4 protein-coding genes and 1 pseudogene are annotated in these 4669 nt (G+C 37.4%); all 5 read left to right on the plus strand.

All coding sequences use genetic code 11. From position 1 onward, the window contains the following. Nucleotides 1-13: 13 nt before the first annotated feature. Nucleotides 14-121, plus strand: a complete 108-nt coding sequence (locus CES79_RS13220) for a hypothetical protein (protein ID WP_089137360.1) — start codon at nucleotides 14-16, stop codon at nucleotides 119-121. Nucleotides 122-454: 333 nt separating this feature from the next. Next, entirely contained in the window at nucleotides 455-1822 is a 1368-nt protein-coding gene (locus CES79_RS12280; protein ID WP_054656487.1) for a sugar porter family MFS transporter, read from the plus strand. 331 nt (nucleotides 1823-2153) lie between these two features. After that, nucleotides 2154-3239: a GntR family transcriptional regulator gene (locus CES79_RS12285; protein ID WP_089137370.1), complete on the plus strand. Its 1086-nt coding sequence runs from the start codon at nucleotides 2154-2156 to the stop codon at nucleotides 3237-3239. 357 nt (nucleotides 3240-3596) lie between these two features. Further along, the gene (locus CES79_RS12290) at nucleotides 3597-4325 is read left to right on the plus strand and encodes an L-ribulose-5-phosphate 4-epimerase (RefSeq protein ID WP_054656486.1); all 729 of its coding nucleotides are present in this window, start codon (nucleotides 3597-3599) and stop codon (nucleotides 4323-4325) included. 53 nt (nucleotides 4326-4378) lie between these two features. Then, nucleotides 4379-4669 (plus strand): annotated as a pseudogene (locus tag CES79_RS12295) (L-arabinose isomerase); the annotation flags it as partial.

The following is a 4669-nucleotide window of genomic DNA, read 5'->3' on the forward strand; positions in this document are numbered from 1 at the left end:
CGCTACCCAATGGATTCAAAACGGTGGTGGTCACCATACTGTCTTCTCATTCGGTGTAACGGCACAACAGGTTGAAGACTTTACCAATATGGTCAACTTACACTTAGTTAACATTAAATAATTTATACAGATAAATATATTAAAAGGGGATATCCGCGTAGGTATCCCCTTTTTATTGCTATTAAAATAATTAAAGAATAAAAATATCAGTATTTTTGAACTATTTATTCTATAAATTAAAAAACACCATTGACTTTTACGTATAAATATAATAATATAACAATTGTAAGCGTTATCTTGATGGTTCAAGATCTCGTTTTCGGCAGATAGTATTTTCTTGTATTTATGGACATTCTAATTATTGATTAAGTAAATCGCTTACACCGTTTACTGAGGAAGATACTATTAGATTCTACTTAGGTCTCTTGGAAATTAAAAATGAGGGGTATTTGTTATGACAAATGAAAAACGAATTCCAAGTTGGTTCATTTATTTCTTTGGATCATTTGGTGGCATTTTATTTGGTTACGACATTGGTGTTATGACCGGTGCACTACCATTCTTGAAAATTGATTGGAATATAACTAATGCTTCACTAACAGGTTGGATTACTTCAGCAGTTATGTTTGGTGCTATTTTTGGTGGTGCATTAGCTGGACAACTTTCAGATAGACTTGGTCGTCGTAAGATGATTTTGATTTCTGCCGTTATCTTCGCCGTGTTTTCACTTTTATCAGGGATTGCACCAAATGATGGCTCAATTTATTTGATCATTGTACGTATTTTCTTAGGACTTGCAGTTGGTGCTGCATCTGCCTTAGTTCCGCCATACATGTCTGAATTAGCTCCTGCCAGATTACGGGGTCGTCTTTCAGGCTTGAACCAAACGATGATCGTTTCCGGGATGCTGATTTCATACATCATGGACTTTGTCTTGAAAGGTTTACCTACAGGTTGGGGCTGGCGTGTAATGCTTGCTTTCGCTGCGGTTCCTGCTATTATTTTGTTCTTTGGTGTCTTACGGTTGCCTGAATCTCCTCGTTTCTTAGTAAAGCATGGTGATGAAGAAGCTGCTAAGCGGGTTTTAAGTTACGTTCGTGATTCACAAGACGAAATTGATGGTGAATTAAAGGATATCAAAAAGACTGCTAGTCAAGAAACTGCTGCCTCAAAGAGTACCCATTACTCAACACTATTTACAGGAAAATATCGTTACTTAGTTATTGCCGGTGTTGGGGTTGCCGCTTTTCAGCAGTTCCAAGGCGCCAATGCCATCTTTTACTACATTCCGTTAATTGTTGAAAAAGCAACTGGTAGTGCCGCAAGCAATGCTTTGATGTGGCCAATCATTCAAGGTGTGATTTTGGTATTGGGCTCGTTGCTTTACATGGCAATTGCTGAAAAGTTCAAGCGTCGGACCTTGATTATGATGGGTGGTAGTGTTATGGCATTATCATTCTTCCTGCCTGCTATTATCAACAAAATGGATCCAAACGCAAATCCAATGATGATTGTTGTATTCCTGAGTATTTACGTTGCCTTTTACTCATTCACATGGGCGCCGCTTACTTGGGTTATCGTTGGTGAAATGTTCCCACTGGCTATTCGTGGTAAGGCAGCTGGGTTAGCATCATCATTCAACTGGATCGGTTCATTTGCAGTTGGACTATTATTCCCAATCATGACTGCTGCTATGTCACAAGAAGCTGTTTTTGCAATCTTCGGTGCTATCTGTGTACTGGGTGTTCTATTCACTCACTTCTTTGTTCCTGAAACGAAGGGTAAAACCTTGGAAGAAATTGAAGCTGAAGGTACACGTTAGAATGGAAACTGTCAATTTAGACTGGTTGTTTTAAATACCATTTTGAAATTAATAGTCTGATTATTGGTCGTTATTGACTAGTAATCAGACTATTTTTGGTACACACTGCTATTATTTATTAGTAATTAGTAAAGGGATTAAAGCTAATGGCTTTTTATAGGCCTATAAAAGCCCGATATTAGGCATTAGTTCAATAAATTTGTTATACTGGTAACTATTGAAATAATTAAGACTAGTTATACTATAGAAATGAAAATAATAGGATAAATAAAAATATTAATACTAGCAGTTAAACACAGTGAGTTAGCTGAGTATAAATGGGAGTTTAAGTATGAAAGCAAAATATGAAATTGTGGAGGATGGCATAAAAGATAAAATTCTGTCTGGTGCCTACGATGTTGGTGCAAAGCTTTCCACTGAATCGGAACTTATGGAGGAATTTAGTGTTAGTCGTTATACAGTAAGAAGAGCTGTTGGTGATCTTGAAAACGAAGGCTATATTTATCGGATTCAAGGTGGTGGGATGTACGTCAATGATTGGCAAGCAGCTCAGGCTAAAAATACAGCCTCTAACCGAATGATCGGTGTAATTGCAACTCATATTGCAAATTACATTTTTCCGAGTATTATCAACGGAGCTGATCAAATTATTTCCGATAATGGTTTCTCAATATTGCTGGCGAATACGCACAATGATCCAAAGCTAGAACGTCGCTCGCTCACCACGATGTTGCAAAGTAATGTGGCAGGGTTAATTATTGAACCGACTCAAAGTACGTTACCCACTCAAAATCGTGATTTATATGAAAAAATTAAAGCACTTGGTTTACCAATGGTATTTATCAACGCTAAATATGATATTCCAGAGTTGAACGCGCCCTCTGTGACAACTAATGATACTGGTGCATTAAAACAATTGACCAATTATTTAATTGAGTTGGGACACGAGCGAATAGTGGGTGTTTTTAAAGTAGATGATCTGCAAGGCGTTAATCGAATGAATGGGTTTATCAAGGCCTATCAAGAACACGCTACTATTGCGCTCGAGAGTAATATTATTATGTATCAATCAATGGACCCTATTAAACAGGTTTTGGCTAAGATTGAGCATGCTATTCAAGCAACCCCGCGACCAACTGCTATCGTTTGCTATAATGATCAACTAGCTATTCGTGTGATTGATATGGTAAAATCAATGGATCTTTCTATTCCAGATGATATTTCAATTACCGGGTTCGATGATTATAACGTTGTCCGATATATGGATCCGCCTATAACTACCATGGTGCATGAAAAAGAGCGAATGGGACACGATGCTGCACAGCTGTTAATGGAATTAATAGCAAAGAAGCCAGTGAAGTCCATCGTGTATGGTCCAGAAATGGTGATTCGAGATTCCGTGAAGAAAATTAATTAAAAGCATAGAAGAACAGTTTTTTAACTATCTTAGTGAATTTATTAAATAAGTGGAAGCCCTAAGGCCAGTAGCCTTAGGGCTTTTTTATGTGTTATCATCCTTTTCTATGCGTATAAATATAAAAATGCATTGATTTATCAGTATAAATGTTATAGAATTCAATATGTAAGCGGTTAACATATCAATAAATGGATGTACGAATTGTTTGTTTTAATGCTATTTAGTAATGATTTGGTCCTAATTCTTGTGGCTTTACTCTTATTGGGTAATGATTTTCAGCTATTAATACAAGAAATAATAAATGTTACTTCTCATACCGTTACTTTGTTTAACTTTTAATAAAAGGAGTACGCTAAAATGCTAGAAGATCTTAAGCAAAAGGTTTATGAAGCTAATATGCAACTTCCTAAACTAGGTTTAGTCACCTTTACCTGGGGGAATGTCTCAGGTATTGATCGTGATAAGGGGCTTTTCGTCATTAAGCCATCCGGTGTTGACTACGACAAATTAAAGCCTGAAGATTTGGTTGTTGTGAACTTAAAGGGTGAGGTTGTTGAAGGTGACATGAATCCATCCAGTGATACACCAACTCATACGTATCTATATAATCATTTTCCAAAGATTGGCGGAATCGTTCATACGCATTCACCTTGGGCAGTGTCATTTGCCGCCGCTAAGATGGATATTCCAGCTATGAACACGACTCACGCGGATACCTTCTTCGGTGATGTTCCGGCTGCGGACGCCTTAACCAAGGAAGAAATTGAAGAAGATTACGAGGGTAACACTGGTAAGACAATCGTAAAAACCTTTAAAGAACGTGGCTTGGATTATGAAGCCGTACCAGCTGCCTTAGTTAGTCAGCATGGCCCGTTTGCTTGGGGACCGACACCAGATAAAGCGGTTTACAATTCCAAAGTTTTGGAAGTTGTCGCAGAAGAAGACTTCCATACAATGGAACTGACGCATCAGAGTTCTGAACTACCACAATATTTATTGGATAAGCACTATTATCGTAAACATGGTGCCAATGCCTACTATGGTCAGAATAATGCACACTCAAAGGACCATGCAGCTCGTTCATAAATTAAAGTTATCAAATTTTAAAATCATCAAATTAGAAAAGGAGATATTCTATTATGTTAAGTACCCCAGATTACAAGTTTTGGTTTGTTACTGGCAGTCAATTTTTATATGGTGACGAACAGTTAAAGTCCGTTGAAAAAGATGCCAAAGATATTGTTGATAAATTAAACAAGTCCGGCAACTTACCTTACCCAATTGAATTTAAACTGACAGCTACTAAAGCTGACAACATTACTAAGCTGATGAAGGATGCTAATCATGATGATTCAGTTGCCGGTGTGATCACATGGATGCATACTTTCAGTCCTGCTAAGATGTGGATTCGTGGGACTCAACTATTGCAG

Origin of the sequence: Secundilactobacillus silagei JCM 19001 (assembly GCF_002217945.1) — a bacterium.
GTDB lineage: Bacteria > Bacillota > Bacilli > Lactobacillales > Lactobacillaceae > Secundilactobacillus > Secundilactobacillus silagei.

What these genes read in the sequence shown, in the direction of transcription:
- CES79_RS12280 (WP_054656487.1), top strand. Translation starts at nt 455, where the DNA reads ATGACAAATGAAAAACGAATTCCAAGTTGGTTCATTTATTTCTTTGGA.
- CES79_RS12285 (WP_089137370.1), top strand. Translation starts at nt 2,154, where the DNA reads ATGAAAGCAAAATATGAAATTGTGGAGGATGGCATAAAAGATAAAATT.
- CES79_RS12290 (WP_054656486.1), top strand. Translation starts at nt 3,597, where the DNA reads ATGCTAGAAGATCTTAAGCAAAAGGTTTATGAAGCTAATATGCAACTT.